Genomic DNA, 19,354 nt, shown 5'->3' with positions numbered 1-19,354 from the left:
CTACCTGTTTGCTCAACTTATTTTTCTTTTCCTGCGTATTTAAGTGCCGCATGTACAAAGGCACTAAACAGGCCGTGTCCATATCTAGGTGTTGAAGTGAATTCTGGATGGAACTGACAAGCAACAAACCAAGGGTGATCAGCAATTTCTACCATCTCAACCAAAGAGTTATCTTCTGAGCGACCAGAAATCGTCAGACCTGCTTTTTCCAATGCATCAACATAAAAGTTGTTCACTTCATAACGATGGCGATGACGCTCTTTAATGACTGCTTTACCGTAAGCTTCAAAGGCTTTCGTGCCTTCAGTAAGGTTACAATTCTGCGCGCCAAGACGCATAGTACCACCTAGATCGGATTCCTCTGACCGGATTTCTTTGGAACCCTCTGCATTAGTCCATTCAGTAATCAGACCAACAACTGGGTTCTCTGCTTTTAGATTAAACTCGGTGCTGTGAGCACCAGCTAAATTTGCTACGTTACGAGCAAATTCGATTACCGCTACTTGCATACCCAAACAAATACCCAAATAAGGTACTTTGTTTTCACGGGCATACTGAGCCGTTAATATCTTACCTTCAACGCCACGCTCACCGAAGCCACCAGGTACAAGAATCGCGTCCATCCCTTTCAGAACTTCAGTACCTTTTTCTTCAACGCTTTCAGAATCGATATAGTGTAATTTCACTTTTGTACGGGCGTGAATTCCAGCGTGATCCATAGCTTCAATCAAAGATTTGTAGGCATCCAACAACTCCATGTACTTACCGACCATGGCGATATTGATTTGCTTCTCAGGATTCAATTTAGCCTGAGTCACTTTATTCCAGATTTCTAGATCTGGCATATTACAATCTAAGTTGAAGTACTCAACGATCAAGCTATCTAAGCCCTGATCATTTAACATTTGAGGAATACGGTAAATAGTGTCCGCATCAGGAAGGGAAATAACGGCTCGCTCTTCAACACTCGTAAACAATGCAATCTTCTTACGCTCTGGCGCTTCAATAGACACTTCAGAACGACAAACAAGAATATCTGGCTGAATACCGATAGAACGCAGTTCTTTAACCGAATGCTGAGTTGGTTTGGTTTTGGTTTCACCCGCCGTGCGGATATAAGGAACCAAGGTCAAATGCATGAACAAGGCACGACGAGAGCCCAGTTCAACTTTTAGCTGACGAACCGCTTCTAAGAAAGGTTGTGATTCTATATCACCTACCGTACCACCGATTTCAACCAAAGCAACGTCTGCGCCTTCTGCACCAGAAATAACGCGGCGTTTGATTTCGTCAGTAATATGAGGAATAACTTGAACAGTACCACCAAGGTATTCACCACGGCGTTCTTTTCTCAGAACATGCTGGTAAACACGACCGCTGGTAAAGTTATTGCGTTTACCCATTTTGGTGGAAATAAAACGCTCATAATGGCCAAGGTCTAGGTCAGTTTCAGCGCCGTCTTCTGTTACGAAAACTTCGCCGTGCTGGAAAGGACTCATGGTGCCAGGATCCACGTTGATGTAAGGATCTAGCTTTAGCATGGTGACTTTTAGACCACGAGATTCAAGGATAGCCGCCAAAGATGCTGCTGCCAAACCTTTACCAAGAGATGAAACTACACCACCTGTAACGAAAATATATCGTGTCGCCATGAGTGTTTAACCCGCCTTACAAATATAAAAAAATGAGATTTGAAAGCACATAAAAATGTACCTTCAGGACGGGAGAAAATAATAACATCGGAAGGCCTTTCACTCAATGTAAAACACAGTTGTTTTACATTGAGTGAAAGATTCACTACAAGAAAAATTGAGGTGCAAAAAACGTTATTACAAATCCAGTTCCAGAACAGGCGTTTTAGAGCGAGAACAACAAGGCATTACCAGCTTACCTTGAGCATGCTCTTTATCTGTTAAAAAAACATCTCGATGATCAGGCGTTCCGTCTATGACACCCGTTTGGCAGGTACCACAAACACCAGATTCACAAGACACAGCAAGGAAAACCCCATTTCTATCTAGAACTTCAAAAATACTTTCATCCGCTTGTACGTCGAAAAGCTCACCACTGCTGTGAATCTTTACTTTAAACGCCGTATTCTCACTGACATTTTCATCCAATGCTGGCGCCGCAAAAAACTCTCTATGCAAGCGTTCCTCTGGCCAACCCAACATTTTTGCTTGCTGTAAGACGCCACTAATAAAGTCCGCAGGACCACAAATATACAGCTCTGAATCGTTCGAGTGACACGACAATACATTCACCACATCCATACGGCTAGATCCCGCCACCTGACTGTAATGAAAATGCATTTTGTCCGCAAAAGACGACGACGCTAACGCAGAAGCAAATGCCGCTGTCTCAGGCGATTTGGCACAATAGTGAAATTCAAAAGGCAGCCCCATTTTTTGCAAGTGCTGCGCCATAGGCAACATAGGTGTGACACCAATACCACCAGCCACCAAAATGCTATGGCGATTTGTTTCTACCAAAGGAAAATGATTTTTAGGTTCACTGATTGAAACAGAATCTCCAATATTTAAACTATGAACCTCAACAGAACCCCCTCTGGATTGAGGATCTTTCAAAACGGCAATTTCATAGTACTGAGCATCTTCTTGAAGACGACAAAGAGAATATTGACGCGTCAAACCACTTGGCAGCTTAATATCAATATGCGCCCCAGCTTCAAAGGCGGGTAACGCCGAACCATCCACAGAACCCAGCACGACTCGAACAATGCCTCGTGCTTCTGTGACCATATTTCTAACAATGACCGGAATCATTTGGCACTCCTAACTTATTATTATTCTTTGCCAGAAGACAAAGAGAATACCTTCTGGCAAGCACCCATTTGCTTAAAATGACACTGTTTGCAGTGGTGCATCAGCTTGTGTTTTTGACGTGTTTCCCTGCTCTTTTGTAAGCTGTTCCTTCGCAATGATACGATCAATAATTCGTCGTGACTGAACACCACCAGCGTCGATGTCTAACTTTAATAGATCATAGTCTGGAAAGGCCAATAGGTTTTGCTGCTGGCGCTCAAGCACTTCCAAATCTTCTGCGAAAATTTTACCTTGCCCTTCTCGAATAGTGTCGGTTAATGCTTGATCTTCAGGTTTAAAGTTACGAGCCATTCCCCAGAAATACCAAATGGACGTTTCTGTTTCTGGCGTAATAAAGTCCACCACGGTACTGCTGGCCTTTTTATCTCCTGGCGCTTCAAAGCCACCATTCCCCGCATGAGCAACACCGACATCAATCATGACATGCGAAGGTGGGCTGAAACGACAAATTTGCCAACGATCCACCAAAACATCATCCGCCAAGCCGTTACCACGCAATGCCGCTTTCCAAAACGGTGGCGCCATAATGTTTTCCATAAAGCGACTGGTAATAACTTTGTCGCCATCAACTTTCGTAGAAACAGGCGATTCATCGATTTCTTTCTGACCAATACTACTCGCATGAACATAGGTTTCATGGGTCAAATCCATCAAGTTATCGACCATAAGACGATAATCACAGTTGATATGATATAAACCACCACCGTAAGCCCACTCAGGACTGACTGCCCATTCTAAATGTGGAATCAATGATTTATCGGCTTGAGATTGATCACCAGGCCACACCCAAATGAAGCCATAACGCTCTTCAACAGCATAGGATTTCATGCATGGAAAGCCTTTCACTCGTTGCAACGGCATCTCTTTGGTTTTGCCATCTGCACCCATTTTTAAACCATGGTAACCACAGACCAATAGACCATCTTCAACATAACCTAAAGACAATGCCGCGCCACGGTGCGGACAAAAATCCAGCACGGCGGCAATTTCATTATCGAGGGAACGGTAGAAAGCAATGCTTTCACCACAGATTTTACGACCGAGAGGTTTGCTGCCCGCAACCTCTTCAGACATCGCTGCTACATACCACGCATTTTTAGGAAAAGTTTGCTTACTCATTGGGACACTCCTGCTTTTATTCTTATTTATTGGATCCAATATAGCCAAGGAAAATCAAAAAACAATACAGTTATGCATTAATTGGATCCATTAAAACCATAATGAATAATAGTTAAAAAGCTAAACAGTTGATAAATAAACGTTTCTTTATTGGATCCAATTGTTACTTTTTTATTCATATTTACGTTATGATTATTTTTCTATGAAAGACACTGAGGCAAGAACCATGAACAAACCCGGACAACAAGTAATTGGCCGATTACGACAAATGATTTTGTCTGGCGAATTGGCTTCGGGTCAACGTCTTGCTGAAATCCCCACCGCAGAGCAACTTGGCGTTTCACGAACGCCTGTGCGCATTGCCTTCAGAACGTTAGAGCAAGAAGGGCTACTGACCAAATTATCTGGGCGGGGCTATATCGTCCGCCAAGTGACACAAGCAGAAATCAGCGGTTCTATAGAAGTACGTGGAGTTCTGGAAGGTTTAGCCGCAAGACAAGCGGCTGAAAATACGCTATCCCAAGCACAAAAAAGTGAGCTATTAACATTATTAAAGCAAGGCGACGAGCTATTCGTAAAAGGCAGCATAGATGAACAAGACCTTGCTCTATATCATGATATGAATCAGCGCTTTCATCAGATTATTATTGAGGCCAGTTTAAACCCCGCCATAGCCGAGGCACTAAGTCGCAACGAGCACCTGCCTTTTGCTTCCGTTAGCGCATTGGCGTTTGACCAAAACAACCTAGTACAGGAATATCGACGCTTTAACTTTGCCCATATGCAACACCACGCCGTCTTCGACGCCATCACGAATGGCCAAGCAAGCCGCGCAGAAGCCATTATGCGTGAACATGCGAATGCCACTCATGGCTATGCCAAAACATTCTCCCAGATGGAAGAAAAAGGTGAAAAGATGCAAGTGTTAAACAACGTGAACTCAGCACTGTAAGCTCAACATGCCTCACTCCCCCATTAGGTAGACTGAGCGAATTCTGTATTCCCTATTGGCACCTCTAACACATTTCCAACTCCGATCGGCTGACCTATCATTTCGTCATAAGCACTACGATGACAAAGCACCATAGCCCCAACCGATTTACCTTTAAACAAGGCCTGCAGATCTAGCTTATTATGGCTGGTTATGAAGCGTCCTTCATCTGTTTCAATATATTGCTCCTCTCCATCGATCACCACCGATAACTGGTATAGGTTTGACTCTAAAGAATGCAGTTTGACTTTATCAAAATGAAAAATCTTCTTAAGCTCTTTTAACAACATAACAGTATTCCTTTATGGCTTTACTTAAGTACGTACCTCATTGCATTATCAGTTCACATTAAGTGGTGAATTGCCTTCATAAGCTCGCATTAACGACCTAGTACAAGAATAAAATAGGAGAAACCATGGCCATTGATATTTACGACAGTTATACCAATTCGACCAATGTCCAAGTCGCCCTTAGCAAAATAGAGTCTTACATTAAGCAGCCAAACCGTAGTTTGATAGGTTTAACTGGCGGACCGGGGTCAGGAAAAAGCACCCTAGCAAACTATTTACTCGATCACTTTAGTAAGCAGCAAAACGCTCAGGTAGTTTGCCTCTCAATGGATGGGTTTCATTTATCGAAAGCCCAACTTCACAGCCTCCCCAATGCTGAAGACGCTTTTGCTAGACGCGGAGCCCCTTGGACTTTCGATAGCTCAGCCTTTATAAAACAAGTGAAGAAGATCAAACATGGCTACCAACAAGAGGACATATTATGGCCAAGCTTTGACCATGCCCTTGGCGACCCAATTACCGACGATGTATCGATCAAAAAAGAAACAAAAGTCATATTAATTGAAGGGCTTTATTTGCTCCACCAGCAAGACGGCTGGGAAGAATCAAAAGCCTTATTCAACGAGCATTGGTTTCTAGACATCCCCGTTAATGTAGCGATCGAGCGTTTGGCAAAACGCCACATGCAGGCTTGGGGATTTAGCCATGAGCAAGCAATGAATAGAATCAACCAAAGTGATGGCTTAAACGCCAAACTCGTTGCCACCTACAAAAATCAGGCAGACTGGCTATTAAAAATATAGCCTTCCTTTCCTAAGATTTCTGCATAGCAATGGCTTCTGCACTGCGCTCAAAGGTCAAATTAATGCGTAAGAACATACCTTGAATCGCTTCAACTTGACTAGAATGACCTCCCAAAGCAAGCAACTCGTCATATAAAGACTGACTGGCTTTTTCAAAACCATTATTACAGTGACCTTTGCTTGCTAATAGAAATGCGTCAGCCAAGGCTGTCTGCCATTTTTCCAATGATTGCAATTCCTTACCCGCCAACTTTTCACAAATGGAGCGTAAGCGGATAGACACATGCCCAAGATTCAAAGCAGTCAGTGCCAAATCAGTAATCGCCCGCGTTTTAGAACCCTGATCATAATTGGTTAACCGCAACAATCTATCAGCCATTCGGCGATTATACCAAGCAGCAGGTGCTGCATGCTGGTTCACCTCCAATAGATCCTGATACGTTGTCTTAAATATACGGTGAACCAGCAACTGAACACTTGGCCCCGTAATTAAGTGGAATACCCAAAATAAAATACTCACTCCAGCAAAAATAGCCATCGCAGAGCTTATTGTAAAATCGATAGAGAAGGCCCGACTCATATCTCGACTTGGGCTGACCAGAATAGAAAAAGGAATACAAAAACCCAAACCATATGGCAGAGTCTGACGATCAAAGAGCAACAACAAACCAATAAAATATGGCACTGCTAGCACAAGCAACAAAAGCTCTAATTGACCAGAGCTCTGAGCCAATAAATTAAGCGCAAAGAAAATAGCAACCAGCAATGCCACGACGACACCAATCAGCAGCCGTTTCAAAACCACTTTTAGAATCATCAAAGGCAATCTAGCCAGCATGATAGAAAAAATAACCGGCAAAATCATAATCATCAGTGCAGCTGAAGAGCCAGTACCAACCCAGATACACGCTCCAATCAAAAACACAACCATAGTGCGAACACCAATGACCATTCCCGCTAATGGATCACGATAGGACAGCATGCTAGGCGCATTCAACAAGGTGCTATCACGCTTTTCTAGTGCGCGAAACGCTCTCAGCAAAACAGTTAACTCCGAGGTGACTTCTGCACCGACATTTAACATATGGGATTCAAAGGGAGCATCTGAGTCATTATTTGCACGGTAATCAGCAAGATCACTACGTAATATTTTGACTTGCTCTAGGCAATAATCAAAATCTTCCGATTCTGCAATTCGTCCAAATGTGTCCCGCAACTGATCGAGAAGTTGAGTCACAGCGGGCGTCATCAACTCGGCATGACGACGCTGTAAGCGCCCAAAGATTTGCACCAAGGCCAACAAAGACAAAACTTTTTGAGCCAATTGATTCGCAGCTCGTGTGTGACCGGGTCCTTTTGGCCCCTCGTAACTCACTGCACTGGAATCTTCGCTAACCATTCCTAGCGTCGCCATAATGCCATCAATTTGCTTATGGCGATTTTCGTGAGTGCCAGACTTATCGAGTTCCGTCACGAGGTATTGTAGCGTCTGGTTAATGACAGATCTTGCTTGTCGTTGCAGGCTATCTTTTACTTTCACAGGCCAAAACATATGGCTGACTACCCCTGCGCAAATAGAGCCAATAATGATTTCACTCACCCTCGCTTGAGCAATATCAAACACCGCTTTACTGTCTGCGGTGGATGGGCTAGCCATCACCATTAACACAATAATCTCCGACGTCACTGCCGCCATTGCAAACGCATAGACAAAGTTAGCTTGTCGCACCATAGCGGATAACGCGGAATTCAACCCTAACCATAACGCCAGCACACCTAAAGCCAAAAAAGGGTAAGCCATTAAATACGTTAATAAGACAATGCCAAATAGACCACCAATAATCGTTCCTATAATTTGGCATACCGCCTTTTCAATGACCAAACCACTCTCAGGCCGCATTTGCAAAAAAACAGCAGAGACCAAAGCCCAGTATGGACGATCAAGATTTAACGATAAGGAAAGAGTCAGCGCCATTGCCATGGCAATGATGCCTTTCAGCGCAAAAATAACCGCCTGCTTTTCAGGTAAAAACAGATTGCGAAGCACGATCTCCAAAGCGGTCTCCCTACTGTTTGGCCAAATGAATCGTCGCCGTCATCCCCGCACTAAGTTGAGTGCCCTCTGGTAATGAATCAAGCTTAATATCCACTGGAATACGCTGCGACAAACGCACCCAGTTAAACGTTTGCTGAACCTGCGGTAAAAGCTGACCGTTGCTCTGGGTGTTGCTATTCGCTATGGCCTTACCAATACTCACCACATGACCTGTCAATGGCTTACCACCACTTAGCAAAGTGATTTTGGCTTGCTGATTTAAATGAATGAGGGGGATTTTAGTCTCCTCAAAATAACCTGTGACATAAAACGAATCAGACTGGACTATGGCAAAAACAGACGCCCCCTGCCCAACATAATTCCCTTTACGCAAATTGAGATTAATAATATGCCCTGATGCCGGAGCATAGACATGAGTGCGATCCAGATTAAGCTGCGCAGTTTCTTGCTCCGCAACAGCTAAATCATAATTGGCTTTGGCGATTTCAGTACTGATGCGTGACGACTCTAAATCTTCTGCACTAATCGCCTCTTGTCTTCGAAGCGCGGTTCGTCGCTCATTTTTATGCTTCTCCAGCTCCCAAGTATATCGAGCATTCTCAGTTCGGGCTTTGCTTTGATTAAGTGCAGCTTGATAGCGTTGCCGATCTACACTAAAAAGTAAGTCACCTTCTTTGACGACTTGGTCATCAGAGATTTTTAAGTCTGTTACCCAGCCAGAGACATCAGGCGCAACCGTTATAATTTCGGCGCGGATACGTCCATCTCGTGTCCACGGTGAATGCATATAATCATTCCACACCCAATTTCCCGCAAACAGAGCGGCCAGAATAACCAATAAAGTGATAAAAATTCGTAGATATTTTGTCATTGATTCATCTTCCACCTAGAACATAAACAGTAAGAGCCAAATAGCACACAAACAAAGACACCTCGAACCAAGCGACTTTCCAAATAAGGTCATACCAATCTAAACGATGAAGAACAAAGCGTGTGAGTGCCGCTAATAAGAAAGCGATAGGAAAGTACACAACCAGTGGGCTAAATTCCAACCCACCAAGAACAGCAACTTGAAGCATTAAAAAATCCTGTCACGTTAATATGTTAGACAATGTGATGACATTATCGAAAATCCGAGCATGTTCTAAGCATAGAATTATATCGGGATAACACCAAAGAATTGTGCAGCTAACAGCCAAATAAAGGCACAACGATTTCGACAGCCAGTTTTTTAAGTGTTTTTAGGAAAAGGAAGGCTTAGATCTAAACGCCAGCTAATTTTCAAATAAGAATAATCGGGGTGCAGCCATAAATCCCCAATGGCGACCAATGTATCTCCGTCATACACATAAGGAAGGTGCTCTCTCCACCAGCTAGGAATAGCGCAATCATTAAACCATTTCTTTAGTTTACGAGTTGTGCCATTGGGCATGAGCAAACTTGCGCCTTGTGGTCGTGCTTTCAGGACGCACGAATCACTTCCGGTAACACAAACGCTGTCAAAAGAGCGCTCAAAGCGTTCACCTGAATGCAGTGCTGATAGTTTGATTTCTTGATCCAAGGGCAGTACGTACACAGCATTCTGATGACGCTTTATCCGCCCTAGAGGAAACTCAAACTCTGGCTGCTTATCCTCTGCACCAGAAAACATGGCTTCTACACTTTCTAGCTGGGATTGCGATAATGAAACACCATTACCCTGTAAAAAATATCGCCACCAAAACAACCTTTCTTGAAGAGGTTTATCAGCAATACATGATAAATCAAGACCACCAAATTCATTACTCCAAGTCGCCAACTGTTGCTGGGCAAATTGAGAGAGCATCGCGTAATCCGTGGCAATTCGTTCAGCGCTCGACGCAATATTCTGTTCCATTTTTGGGAAACGCGTTTGCAAAATGGGCACAACGCTTTTACGAAGAAAGTTACGTGTAAACCGCTCATCTTCGTTCGATTCATCATTAATATGAACCAATTTATGTTGATCTGCATAGGCTTCAATATGCTCTTTCGACACTTTCAAAAAAGGCCGAATTAAGCGAGCCCCGCCACGTCCAATTACTCTTTCTTGCGGAATGCCCGCTAACCCCTTTCCTCCAGTTCCGCGCAACAAACGAAACAACAGAGTCTCCACCTGATCCCCAGCATGATGAGCAAGTAAAATGACGTCTTGGTCAGACATGACTTTTTGAAAGGCTTGATAACGCGCATTGCGAGCGGCATCTTCGAGGGAAGCTTGCGCCTCTAATTGAACTTTTTCAGCGATAAAAGCGACATTTAAATTGCTGCAAATAGACTCACAATGCTTCAACCACGCATCGGCATTCATACTCAACCCATGATGAACATGAAGCACCACAAGTTGCTGTTTTCGCTCTTCTGAAATCTGACTAACCAAAGCATGAAGCAACACATGTGAATCGACGCCACCGCTAAAACCAACCCATACTCTCGCCTGCCCCGAAAAGACAGAATCAAGCCACTCGGTATTAAATTCGAGCCGAGATAAGGAAGCCAAGGATGCAGAGGTTGAACGTTTCATCATAAAGCCCAAAAGCAAAACACCTTACACACAAGAAACAAAAAAGCCCCCTAAATATAGGAGGCTTTTGAGAGAAACAAAAACTTATAAACCGTAAGACATCAGGCGATTGTAACGGCGAGCCAAAAGCTCTTCAGTCGTCAATGCTTCCATACGATCCAATGCCGCAAGAACATTTTTCTTTAAGCTTTGAGCCATTTCTTCATGAGAAATATGCGCCCCACCTAAAGGCTCTTGAATAATGGTATCAACAAAACCTAGCTCTTGTAGACGCGGAGCGGTAATGCCCATCGCTTTTGCCGCATCAGAAGCACGATCTGCGCTCTTCCATAGAATAGAGGCACAACCTTCTGGAGAAATAACCGAGTAAGTGCCATATTGCAGCATCATTAGCTCATCACATACACCAATGGCCAAAGCACCACCTGAACCACCTTCACCGATAACGGTAGAAATGATCGGCGTTTTTAGACGAGACATGACAGCCAAATTAAAGGCAATCGCTTCACTCTGACCACGCTCTTCAGCACCGATACCAGGATAAGCCCCAGGTGTATCAATAAGCGTAACGATTGGCATATTGAATCGCTCAGCCGTTTCCATAAGGCGCAATGCTTTACGGTAACCTTCAGGGCGAGGCATACCAAAGTTACGTAATACTTTTTCTTTAACTTCACGGCCTTTCTGATGACCAATCACCATCACAGGACGGCCATCTAAACGAGCAATACCACCAACAATAGCACGGTCGTCAGCGTAATGACGGTCACCATGCATTTCTTCAAAGTCAGTAAAAGCGTGTTTAATATAATCAAGTGTATATGGGCGCTTTGGGTGACGCGCAAGCTGAGAAACTTCCCATGCCCCTAAATTACTGAACAGGCTTTTTGTAAGTGCTACTTTCTTATCTTCTAAGCGACTAATTTCGTCACTTATATTGAGTTCGTTGTCATTACCGACTAAACGTAACTCTTCGATTTTTTGTTCGAGCTCAGCAATCGGCTGCTCAAAAGGGAGATAATTTAAATTCATGTTTAATTACACTACTGTTTGGTTGCCATCAAATTCAAAGAAAAAAGATAAAATCTTTTGTCCTATAGCTCTATTAGCGCGTCGCGACGCTACATTCCGTTACAAAACTATTAAATGAGTCTAAGTATACACTAACTGAACATTTTGTTTACCGTATTGTTTCTGAAGTTGGTGAATTAATTCGTCATCTGGACGAACTTTCCAACCAGAACCCAAGCGAATATCACCACATGCTTGCGGTGTATCAAAGCCTATAACCACATCACAGCCATCACCGCGATAGGACTCCATATAATTCGCCAAGGCTTGAATTTCTGTTGGTGTCACCGTCTCAGACGTCCAAGTAATACGCAATGCTTCAACATAGCGAACTCGAGCCTGAGCAATATCGAGGACATTACGAGCAATAACTTTTTGCCCACCCCTAAACTCATCAACAGTAATTTCCCCTTCAACAACGACAACCTCATCTTTTACAATAACATCTTTAAAAGACTCGTAGTTATCCGGAAAAACAGTCACTTCAATACGGGCTGAACGGTCATCTAACGTGACGAAGGCGATGTTACCACCTTTTTTACTCTTGGTAATCCGCAAGTCTACGATCAAACCCGCCATCACTTGAGTATCGCCACGCTTAGGCTGCAAATCAACAATCTTGGAACGAACAAAGCGACGTATCTCTTTTTCGTACTCATCGATTGGATGACCTGTTACATATAAGCCCAGCGTATCTTTCTCACCATCAAGTCGTTGACGTGGTGGCCATTCATGTTGAATACCAATTTCCTTATAAGCATCCTCCGTATTTTCCTCTACCGCAACACCAAACAAGTCCATCATGCCGGCATCTTGGTTCTTAGCATCCTGCACCGCTCTCTTAAGCGCTTCATCAATACAAGCAAACAAGGTTGCACGATTCGGCCCTATGGTGTCAAACGCACCGGAACGAACCAAGGCTTCCATTACCCGTTTATTTACTTTCTTACCAACGCGTTGGCAGAAATCAAAAATATGCTCAAACGGTCCATCTTTACGGGCTTCGACAATCGCCTCGATTGGCCCTTCACCAACCCCTTTAATCGCACCAAGACCATATACGATGGCCCCTTTTGGGTTAACGGTAAATTTATACACAGACTCATTAACATTAGGCAGCTCTAACGCCAATTCCATAGAACGACATTCTTCAATGAAGATAACGATCTTGTCCGTGTTCTGCATATCCGCAGATAATACTGCAGCCATAAACGGCGCAGGATAATGATTCTTTAACCAAGCAGTTTGATAAGAAACAAGGGCATAGGCTGCAGAGTGCGATTTGTTAAAACCGTACCCCGCGAACTTTTCCATCAAGTCAAAAATATTACCTGACAGATCCTTATCGATATTGTTCTTAAGTGCCCCCTCCATAAAGATCAATCGCTGCTCGGCCATAACCTCGGCTTTTTTCTTACCCATGGCACGACGAAGCAAATCGGCCCCACCAAGAGAGAACTTGGCAAGCACCTGAGCGATCTGCATTACCTGCTCCTGATAGAGAATAATGCCGTAGGTTGGCTCCAAAACAGGAATCAAATCTTGATGCTGGTAATCAGGATGAGGGAAGGCCAATTCAGCACGACCATGCTTACGGTTGATAAAGTCATCCACCATGCCTGAACCCAACGGCCCCGGACGATACAAGGCCACCAAGGCGATAATATCCTCAAAACGCGACGGCAAAAGCTTTTTGATCAACTCTTTCATACCGCGGGATTCCAGCTGGAATACGGCGGTAGTTTCTGCCCGTTTCAATAGATCGTAGGTGGATTTGTCTTCCAAATCGATCAGAGAGATATCAAGCGGCGGCTTTCCTTCCAACTCATTAATAGCATCAATGTTTTTAACCGCCCAATCGACAACGGTTAGGGTTTTAAGACCCAAAAAGTCGAATTTTACTAAGCCAGCTTCTTCAACATCGTTTTTATCGTACTGAGTCACCAGACCTGAGCCATCTTCTTCACAATAGAGTGGAGCAAAATCGATCAGTTTGGTTGGTGCGATTACCACACCACCAGCGTGCTTACCAAAGTTACGAACCACACCTTCCAAAGAGATTGCCATTTCCATGACTTCTGCAGCGTCTTCATCACCCGAGATAAACTCAGGCAATGCAGGCTCTTCTTCCAAAGCCTTTTTAAGCGTCATGCCTATCTCAAAAGGAATCAGCTTAGATAACTTATCCCCCAAGCTATAAGGCTTACCTAGTACCCTAGCCACATCTCGAACTACGGCTTTCGCCGCCATGGCACCAAAGGTAATAATCTGAGACACCGCATCACGTCCATAAGTCCGTGACACGTAGTCAATCACTCGGTCACGGTTATCCATACAGAAGTCGATATCAAAGTCAGGCATGGAGACCCGCTCTGGGTTCAGAAATCGTTCGAAAAGTAGATCATACTCAAGTGGATCAAGGTCGGTAATTTTCAACGCATACGCCACCAAAGAACCAGCACCCGACCCTCGACCAGGGCCAACGGGAATACCGTTATCTTTGGCCCACTGGATAAAGTCCATTACAATCAGGAAGTAACCAGGGAAGCCCATTTGATTGATGATAGTTAACTCAAAATCCAAGCGATCCCAATATTCTTGGCGACGCTTTTCAATACGTTCACCGTATTTTTTGGTAAGGAAGTTAAACCGTTCAATCAAACCATCATAAGAAAGCTTGCTAAAGAATTCCTCCATCGTCATACCTTCCGGTACGGGATAGTCCGGTAGAAAGTATTCCCCAAGCAACACATCAACGCTACAGCGCTTGGCAATCTCGACGGTATTCTCTAACGCTTCAGGAAGATCCTGAAACAACTCGGCCATTTCTTCTGGGGTTTTAAAGTATTGCTCTTCGGAGTAACTGCGCTTGCGACGCGGATCATCTATGGTGACGCCATCATGAATACACACTCGAGCTTCATGAGCGTCAAAATTTTCTCGTTTTAGAAAGCGTACATCGTTAGTAGCCACAACTGGGCAACCTAATTCAGCAGCAAGAGGGACAACGGAATGTATGTAAGTCTCTTCTCCTGGGCGGCTAGTTCTCTGCAGCTCGACATAAAAACGATCTGGAAATACCGACATCCAATGAGCTAGACGCTTTTTGGCTAGCTCATTTCGTTCCTTTTGCAGCAAGTAACCAATGTCACCAAAGCCAGCACCAGAGAGCGCAATCACATCTTCACTGTGCTCCTCTATCCATTTACGCTGAACAATAGGACGACCTTCCACCTGCCCTAACTGATAGCCTTTCGAAATAATGGCGATGATATTTTTATAGCCTTTATTTGATGTCGCCAACAGGGTAAATCGATAGCGAGAATCCACATCCTCATCTTCGTCCACCACGACATCCGCACCACAAATCGGCTTAATACCTTTTTCCATTGCGCCTTTGTAAAAACGCACAAAGCCACACAGATTATTCTCATCTGTAATGGCCACCGCTGGCATGGACATAAATTCAGTTGCGCCTAGCAGTCCTTTAATTTTCACCAGTCCATCGACTAATGAAAATTCGGTATGCACTCGAAGATGTATAAACGATGTGGACAAAATATTATCCTTCTAATAGCTTTTTAACTGGACCAAAGCTACGTCTATGTATTGGTGTAATACCATACAAACGTATTGCTTCAAGGTGCTGGGCTGTGGGGTAACCTTTGTGTTTTTCAAATCCGTATTCTGGATAAATCTCGGCAGCCTTCACAATATCCCTATCACGAGTCACTTTCGCTAATATAGAAGCAGCCGAAATAGCCTCTTGGCGAGCATCACCTTTCACAACCGCTTCTGCTGGACACGGTAAATTGGGCGGAAGACGGTTACCATCCACTAATACATGCTCAGGTTGAACTGAAAGAAGCGACACTGCTCTAGACATAGCTAACATGCTGGCATGTAAAATATTTATTTCATCGATTTCAGCCACTGTTGCACTAGCAATAGCATAAGCTAAGGCTTTGTCGATTATCTCGGCATACAAAGCCTCGCGTTTTTTCTCTGTCAACTTTTTAGAGTCCGCCAAGCCAAGGATGGGCCGAGTAGGATCGAGAATCACCGCGGCTGCAACAACCTCACCGGCTAACGGACCTCGCCCAGCTTCATCAGTACCTGCTAACAACTCGCCGAAATACATCTGACTAACAAAAGGTTCCATTACTTTCCTTTATCCTCAAGCATCGCAACAATCGCTTCTGCCGCCTTTTCACCTGCATTTTTACGCAACATTTTATGTAACTGCAGGTATTTATCTTGAATGGACTGATCCGTGATAAAAGACTTCCAAGTTTGCACCAAACGAATCGCTAGATTATCTGGTGTGGCTTCATCTTGTAATAACTCAGGTACTAACGTTTCATTTGCCAATAAATTAGGCAGGGAGACATACGGCACTTTTATCATTCTAGACATAATAGCAAAGGTCAATTTATTCACCCGATATGACACAACCATTGGGCGTTTAACCAACATAGCTTCTAATGCGGCTGTGCCTGATGCCAATAAAATAGCGTCAGACGCGGCCATCACAACACGGGACTTGCCATCAATCAGAATCGCTTCGGCGTTTGCTTCATGAAGGATTTTTTCAATTTGTAGGCGTCGTTCCTTGTTGGCGGCTGGAATTAAAAAAGTCGCCTCTGGTTGATGTTGCTTGATTTGCTTCATCGTTTCGATAAAAAGTGGCGCCAATCGTGACACCTCACCTTCTCTCGATCCCGGCAAAATACCAAACACAGGGCCAGAAATATCCGCCAAATTAAGCGAACGCCTTGCCTCCAGAGGATCACTTTCTAATGGAATATCATCAGCTAAAGTGTGGCCAACACAGACAACAGGAATATTATGCTCATGGTAGATTGGTAATTCGAATGGAAAAAGTGCCAACATGAGGTCGACAGACTTCTTAATATTAAAAATTCGTTTTTGGCGCCATGCCCAGACAGAGGGGCTAACATAATGGACGGTAGGTATCCCTGCATGCTTAAGCTTTTTAGCCAGTGGCATATTAAAATCAGGTGAATCTATACCAATAAAGGCCGTGGGTGGATTCGCTAAACAATCTTCATACAAGCGCTTACGTATCCCTAACAACTCTCTTAAGCGCCCTAATACTTCAACCAATCCCATTACGGATAATCGGTCCATAGGTACCATACTTTTAAAACCCTGCGCCTCCATCAAAGGACCACCGATGCCTTCAAAAGTAGCGTTGGGCTGTAATAGTTTTAAATGAGCAATTAAGTTTGCCCCTAATATATCACCAGACGCCTCACCAGCGACCAAAACATAACGCGTTGCAGACGTTACTTGCATTTTCACAACCTCTAACAATAAAAAAACCCCGAAGCTGTCCGGGGTTTTCTTTTAATACATGGTGTCTATCGGACTATTCCACGTTTTGAATTCCGAATTGACAATATGAACTCGGTGACTTCAGGGATCTGAGACAGCTCCCCTTTCTCGAGCTCTGATAATGCAACTTCTAAGGTTAAGCCTTTCAAATACACTATTTTATAAGCAGCACGTAATGCTCGAATAATTTCTGGGGCCACGCCACGACGGCGCATACCTTCAAAATTCATTCCATGAGCTTTCGCAGGGCTACCAGACACCATGACATACCTTGGTATGTCTTTGGACACCATAGAACCCATACCACACATACTATAAGAGTTCACTTGGCAAAACTGGTGAACACCAGTGTAGCCACCAAGAATAACATTATTACCTACTGTGACATGCCCTGCTAGCGCAGCAAAATTCGCTAAAATATTATTGTCGCCCACAATACAATCATGACCAACATGAGTACTTGCCATGAACAGGTTGTTGCTTCCAATGAGAGTGATACCGTTATCTTGGACCGTGCCACGGTGGATAGTAGCATTTTCGCGAATCACATTATTGTCACCCAACACCAGTTGTGTCGGCTCACCCTTGTACTTTTTATCTTGGTTTGCTTCTCCAACAGAAGCAAACTGGTAAATTTCATTATTAGCACCAATCGTTGTATGACCATTAATCACAACGTGGGATTTAATAACACTACCAGCTCCAATTTTTACATTCGGTCCGATAACACAAAAAGGACCAACTTCCACACTGGAGTCAATCTCTGCTTTCGAATCGATTAAAGTAGTTGGATGTATCGCCACTATATTTTCCTGTCTGCACACAGAATAGAAGCAGAACACGCTAACTCACCGTCAACAGTTGCTCTACATTCAAATTTCCAAATACCACGTTTTTCAGTCACAATTTTAGCTTCAAGTTGTAAACGATCACCAGGCACAACTGGACGCTTAAAACGTGCGTTATCAGAACCAACAAAGTAGTAAATAGATCCATCTTCTGGCTTTTTATCCATGGTTTTAAAACCAAGAATACCGGCAGCCTGAGCCATTGCCTCAATAATCAAAACACCAGGCATAACCGGATGGTTTGGAAAATGTCCATTAAAAAACGGCTCATTAATGGTGACATTTTTGTACGCAATAATGGACTCATTTAAATTCAGTTCTACAACACGATCCACCAACAAAAACGGATACCTATGCGGTAGGTATTGGCGGATTTCATTTACGTCCATCATTTATTATCAACCTTCTCTAAAAACTTATTAACCTGTTGTTTCAATTGTAAAAACTGTTTCGCCATGTCATCAATTCTTCTGACCCTAGCAACAGTTCGACGCCATTTACTTGTTGGTTCCATTCCCATTCCGGAAGAGTAAGAGCCACTCTCCAAAATGGAATTACTGATCAGACTCATACCGGTAATATGAACATGATCAATGATTGTCAAATGACCGGCAATACAAACACCACCAGAAATCGTACAAAGGGCACCTATCTTCGTACTACCTGCAATTGCCGTACTGGCTGCAATTGCCGTATTATCTCCAATTATGACGTTATGAGCAATTTGAACTTGATTATCTATTTTAACGCCATTGCCAATTAAGGTGTTCTCTATCGCACCACGGTCAATTGTTGTACTGGCACCAACTTCAACAGCATCGCCAAGCACCACAGACCCAAGTTGATGTATTTTTTCCCAGCAGCCCTCATTAGGAGCAAAACCAAAGCCATCTGCACCAATCACAGCCGCACTATGAATGATACAAGAATCTCCGAGCACAACATCATGATAAAGAGTGACATTAGGGTATAACTTAGTATTTTTACCTAGGCGAACGCCACGACTAAGCACACAGCCAGCACCAATGACAGATCCTTCGGCAATAACAACATTGTCATCTATAACAACATTAGGGCCTACGACGACATCGCTCGCTAATTGGGCCGTCGATGACACGACCGCGCTAGGGTGAATCCCGCTCCAGCACTGAGTACGGGGAACAAACAAAGTTGATAATTGAGCAAACGCTAGGTATGGGTTAGCAACCACTATGGCATTTTCAACCAACTGAGCCAGCTCCTCAGTTTTAACAAGAACCGCTCCTGCAGAAGTCGTAGCAAGCTGGCTTTGATACTTTGGATTAGCCAAGAAGCTTAACTCTTGCGGTGTCGCATTTTCGAGTGTTCCTAATTTTTCAATAATAAGATTAGGATTACCCTTAACGACACCTTGTACATTGGCAGCCAATTGCCCTAGCGTATGGCTCATA

At 43.8% G+C, this 19,354-nt stretch carries 17 protein-coding genes; 2 read left to right on the top strand and 15 right to left on the bottom strand.

Annotated features, from left to right (window positions below):
* Positions 1-17 precede the first annotated feature (17 nt).
* From DFP75_RS16790 to DFP75_RS16780, 3 genes are all read right to left on the bottom strand, one after another.
* Positions 18-1,652 carry a CTP synthase gene (locus DFP75_RS16790; protein WP_110577205.1) on the bottom strand — a complete coding sequence of 545 codons (1,635 nt, stop codon included), beginning with the start codon at positions 1,650-1,652 and terminating at the stop codon, positions 18-20.
* Positions 1,653-1,829: 177 nt separating this feature from the next.
* On the bottom strand, positions 1,830-2,786 hold the full coding sequence (locus DFP75_RS16785; RefSeq protein WP_110577204.1) for a PDR/VanB family oxidoreductase: 957 nt from the start codon (positions 2,784-2,786) through the stop codon (positions 1,830-1,832).
* 72 nt (positions 2,787-2,858) lie between these two features.
* Positions 2,859-3,965 carry an aromatic ring-hydroxylating dioxygenase subunit alpha gene (locus DFP75_RS16780; RefSeq protein WP_110577203.1) on the bottom strand — a complete coding sequence of 369 codons (1,107 nt, stop codon included), beginning with the start codon at positions 3,963-3,965 and terminating at the stop codon, positions 2,859-2,861.
* A 226-nt stretch (positions 3,966-4,191) separates the two neighbouring features.
* Here DFP75_RS16780 and DFP75_RS16775 point away from each other — a divergent pair, with 226 nt between their 5' ends.
* Complete coding sequence (locus DFP75_RS16775; protein WP_110577242.1) at positions 4,192-4,917, top strand: GntR family transcriptional regulator; 726 nt, start codon at positions 4,192-4,194, stop codon at positions 4,915-4,917.
* A gap of 23 nt (positions 4,918-4,940) precedes the next feature.
* On the opposite strand, the gene DFP75_RS16770 is transcribed toward DFP75_RS16775, so the two are convergent.
* Positions 4,941-5,246 carry a DUF6482 family protein gene (locus DFP75_RS16770; RefSeq protein WP_110577202.1) on the bottom strand — a complete coding sequence of 102 codons (306 nt, stop codon included), beginning with the start codon at positions 5,244-5,246 and terminating at the stop codon, positions 4,941-4,943.
* Between the two features lie 125 nt (positions 5,247-5,371).
* On the opposite strand from DFP75_RS16770, the gene DFP75_RS16765 reads away from it, so the two are divergent.
* Positions 5,372-6,049, top strand: a complete 678-nt coding sequence (locus DFP75_RS16765) for a P-loop domain-containing protein (protein ID WP_110577201.1) — start codon at positions 5,372-5,374, stop codon at positions 6,047-6,049.
* Between the two features lie 10 nt (positions 6,050-6,059).
* Here DFP75_RS16765 and DFP75_RS16760 read toward each other — a convergent pair whose 3' ends face one another.
* The 11 genes from DFP75_RS16760 to lpxD all read right to left on the bottom strand — a co-directional run bounded on the left by DFP75_RS16760 (position 6,060) and on the right by lpxD (position 19,353).
* On the bottom strand, positions 6,060-8,096 hold the full coding sequence (locus DFP75_RS16760; RefSeq protein ID WP_245927089.1) for an FUSC family protein: 2,037 nt from the start codon (positions 8,094-8,096) through the stop codon (positions 6,060-6,062).
* A gap of 19 nt (positions 8,097-8,115) precedes the next feature.
* Complete coding sequence (locus DFP75_RS16755; RefSeq protein ID WP_110577199.1) at positions 8,116-8,976, bottom strand: efflux RND transporter periplasmic adaptor subunit; 861 nt, start codon at positions 8,974-8,976, stop codon at positions 8,116-8,118.
* A 4-nt stretch (positions 8,977-8,980) separates the two neighbouring features.
* Positions 8,981-9,184, bottom strand: a complete 204-nt coding sequence (locus DFP75_RS16750; protein ID WP_110577198.1) for a DUF1656 domain-containing protein — start codon at positions 9,182-9,184, stop codon at positions 8,981-8,983.
* A 152-nt stretch (positions 9,185-9,336) separates the two neighbouring features.
* The gene (gene tilS, locus DFP75_RS16745; RefSeq protein ID WP_110577241.1) at positions 9,337-10,647 is read right to left on the bottom strand and encodes a tRNA lysidine(34) synthetase TilS; all 1,311 of its coding nucleotides are present in this window, start codon (positions 10,645-10,647) and stop codon (positions 9,337-9,339) included.
* 84 nt (positions 10,648-10,731) lie between these two features.
* Positions 10,732-11,679, bottom strand: coding sequence for an acetyl-CoA carboxylase carboxyl transferase subunit alpha (gene accA, locus DFP75_RS16740; protein ID WP_110577197.1), 948 nt, complete (start codon positions 11,677-11,679; stop codon positions 10,732-10,734).
* A 120-nt stretch (positions 11,680-11,799) separates the two neighbouring features.
* Complete coding sequence (gene dnaE, locus DFP75_RS16735) at positions 11,800-15,276, bottom strand: DNA polymerase III subunit alpha (RefSeq protein ID WP_110577196.1); 3,477 nt, start codon at positions 15,274-15,276, stop codon at positions 11,800-11,802.
* A 4-nt stretch (positions 15,277-15,280) separates the two neighbouring features.
* The gene (gene rnhB / locus DFP75_RS16730; protein WP_110577195.1) at positions 15,281-15,880 is read right to left on the bottom strand and encodes a ribonuclease HII; all 600 of its coding nucleotides are present in this window, start codon (positions 15,878-15,880) and stop codon (positions 15,281-15,283) included.
* Positions 15,880-17,037, bottom strand: a complete 1,158-nt coding sequence (lpxB, locus tag DFP75_RS16725) for a lipid-A-disaccharide synthase (RefSeq protein WP_110577194.1) — start codon at positions 17,035-17,037, stop codon at positions 15,880-15,882. Before lpxB ends, rnhB begins: the two co-directional genes overlap by 1 nt.
* Positions 17,038-17,102: 65 nt before the next feature.
* Entirely contained in the window at positions 17,103-17,879 is a 777-nt protein-coding gene (gene lpxA / locus DFP75_RS16720) for an acyl-ACP--UDP-N-acetylglucosamine O-acyltransferase (RefSeq protein WP_110577193.1), read from the bottom strand.
* Positions 17,879-18,316: a 3-hydroxyacyl-ACP dehydratase FabZ gene (gene fabZ, locus DFP75_RS16715; RefSeq protein ID WP_110577192.1), complete on the bottom strand. Its 438-nt coding sequence runs from the start codon at positions 18,314-18,316 to the stop codon at positions 17,879-17,881. Before fabZ ends, lpxA begins: the two co-directional genes overlap by 1 nt.
* On the bottom strand, positions 18,313-19,353 hold the full coding sequence (lpxD, locus tag DFP75_RS16710; protein ID WP_110577191.1) for a UDP-3-O-(3-hydroxymyristoyl)glucosamine N-acyltransferase: 1,041 nt from the start codon (positions 19,351-19,353) through the stop codon (positions 18,313-18,315). The genes fabZ and lpxD overlap by 4 nt, the downstream gene beginning before the upstream one ends.
* Position 19,354 lies beyond the last annotated feature (1 nt).

This window comes from Marinomonas alcarazii, from assembly GCF_003208215.1.
In the GTDB taxonomy this organism is placed as follows: Bacteria; Pseudomonadota; Gammaproteobacteria; order Pseudomonadales; family Marinomonadaceae; genus Marinomonas; species Marinomonas alcarazii.
Note: the sequence above shows the minus strand (reverse complement) of the source record. Positions and strands in the feature narration are given on the sequence as shown.